At 31.7% G+C, this 2,760-nt stretch carries 1 protein-coding gene and 1 pseudogene; both read left to right on the top strand.

The genetic code is table 11. The features are described from left to right. Window positions 1-1,085 (top strand): annotated as a pseudogene (locus tag NOU10_RS09125) (type I restriction endonuclease subunit R); the annotation flags it as partial. Window positions 1,086-1,102: 17 nt separating this feature from the next. Beyond that, window positions 1,103-2,692, top strand: a complete 1,590-nt coding sequence (locus NOU10_RS09120; protein ID WP_255906653.1) for a type I restriction-modification system subunit M — start codon at window positions 1,103-1,105, stop codon at window positions 2,690-2,692. Window positions 2,693-2,760: the final 68 nt, after the last annotated feature.

The raw sequence follows: 2,760 nt of genomic DNA, 5'->3' as shown, positions 1-2,760 counted from the left end.
CGTTATCAACGTTATATATTGATAGACGACCAATGAATCCACAAAATATGATTCAAGCTTTTTCACGTACTAATCGAATTTACGATAATACTAAGCAATGGGGACAGATTGTTACTTTCCAATATCCAGAAACTTATAAGAAGAAAATTGATGAAGCTATTCAACTTTATTCAAACGGAGCTGCCACATCTGATATAACTGCGCCAGTTTGGACAGAATCTCGGAAGAAATATATTGCAGCACGAAATGGAATAAATCAATATTTACTAGACAAAAAAGTATTAGACAGAATAGTTGATGCACCAATTGAAGAAATGAAAGCTTTTGCTAAAGATTTTCAAAAATTCGACAAGGCATTTGTGGCAATTCAAACTTATGATGAATATTACAATCAAGATGAATTACCAGAAAAAGAAAGAATATCTATACCAGCATTAACTGATGAAGAATTAGAGCATCTACAAGGTGTTTATTCTAATGTTATTGAAAAGATAAGAGAAAATGGTGGCGATGGTGGTAACGGGGATAACTCCGATCCAGAATTTGATTGGGAATATGAATTGACCCCTATCTACAACAATAAGATAGATGAACGCTATATTACTAATCTAATTCAAAATGTGGTATCTGATACTAATGAAAGTGAACTGTTCCTTAATGAAAAAGATGTCGAAGAAATCGATGAAACTATCGATAATTTAGAAAAGATAAACAAACCAAAAGCAGATATAATCAGAAGTTTATGGGACAAAGTTAAGCAAAATCCGCAAGAATATGCTGGAACTTCGATTAGTCAATTAGTAGAAGATTTGATTAACAAGGAAAACCATCGTTTGATGCAAGAATTTGCGGATAAATACAAAGTGGATTATAACGATCTACGTTATGTAATTAACAACTATGTTTCTGATGGGGACAGTACTCGTCAAAAAGGTATGGCAGAAATGATTGATAGGGAAGCTTACGAGAAATTTAGGGATGCCTATCCAAATGCAGAGTCATTGTTAAAGTGGAAACATAGAATGCGTCAAGAAGTAGATACTTTCTACACAGACAAAATAAGACCACTAATGTATACAGAATAAGATAAAGGATGTAAAAAATGGCACAAGAAGAAGTTACTTTAGAAAGATCATTAGATAATGCAGCTAATGTATTACGTTCAAAAATGGATGCTAATGAATATAAAAATTATACGTTAGGTACTATTTTCTATAAATATCTATCTGATAGTATGCTGTATTATGTAGCTGAATTATTGGAAGAAAAAAATATTAGCTTAGAAGAAGCTCAGAAATTATATGAAGAAAATCAAGATGATCAGTATTTAATTGAAGAATTAGATATTAAATTTAATTATGTGATAGAAGCTAAAAACACTTATACAAATATATTAAAATCTATAAACAATCATACCTTTCAGGTTAGTCAATTAGGCGATGCTTTTAATAGTATTGAAAGTCAAGGAAAAGAATTTGAAGGTTTATTTGACGATTATGATTTGTATTCTAAGCGTTTAGGAAACACTGCACAAAAGCAATCTGATACAATTTCAGAAGTACTAAGTGCAATTGGTAAATTAGAAATTGTTAAAACTCCAGAAGACACTTTAGGAAATGCATATGAATATTTAATTAAACAATTTGCATCTGAATCAGGTAAAAAGGCTGGTGAATTTTATACACCACAAAAAGTATCTAGATTATTAGCAAGATTAACTTTAGTTGATAAGGATTATACAGATGGAATGACTGTATACGATCCAACAATGGGTTCAGGTTCATTATTATTGAATTTCCGTAAATATGTGGAACATCCTAAAAGAATTACTTATTTTGGTCAAGAAATTAATACTTCAACATATAACTTGGCGCGCATGAATATGATTTTGCACCATGTAGATGTTGTTAATCAAAAACTCCGAAATAATGATACTCTTGATGAAGATTGGCCAGTTGAAGAAATAACCAATTTTGATGCAGTTGTAATGAATCCACCATATTCTCAAAAGTGGTCTGCGAATGCTGGATTTAAAGATGATCCACGTTTTTCCGCCTATGGAGTTTTGCCACCAAAATCTAAAGCTGACTATGCTTTCTTGTTACATGGGTATTATCATTTGAAACATAGTGGGGTAATGGCCATTGTTTTACCTCATGGAATATTATTCAGAGGGGCAGCAGAAGGTAAAATCAGAAAGAAATTGTTAGAAAATGGGGCAATAGACGCGGTTATCGGTTTACCAGCTAACTTGTTCTATAACACAAGTATTCCAACTACGATTGTCGTTTTGAAGAAAGATAAGCAAGATCGCGATGTATTATTCATTGATGCTTCAAAAGATTTTGAAAAAGTTAAGACACAAAACGAATTACGTGACGAAGATGTAGAAAAAATTCTTACAACATATAAAGAGCGTAAAGACATTGATAAGTATGCCCACTTAGCTAGTTTTGATGAGATTAAAGAAAATGAATTTAACTTAAATATTCCACGTTATGTAGACACTTTTGAGCCTGAACCAGAAATTAATTTAGATGAAGTTTCAAAAGAATTAAGAGAAACGAATGAGAAAATCAAAGCAAACGAAACTGAATTAATTAGTATGCTAAAAGATTTAACTTCCGAAGATGAGAAGATTATGAAAGGCTTAAATGACTTCATAAGTGTCTTAGAAGAGGATGTGAAATAATGGCAAAAGAAGAAAAAAAGGCTCCAAAGCTCCGGTTTAATGGGTATACTAACGATTGGGAGCGTAAA

Origin of the sequence: Ligilactobacillus sp. MP3, from assembly GCF_024436335.1 — a bacterium.
In the GTDB taxonomy this organism is placed as follows: Bacteria; Bacillota; Bacilli; order Lactobacillales; family Lactobacillaceae; genus Ligilactobacillus; species Ligilactobacillus salivarius.
Note: the sequence above shows the minus strand (reverse complement) of the source record. Positions and strands in the feature narration are given on the sequence as shown.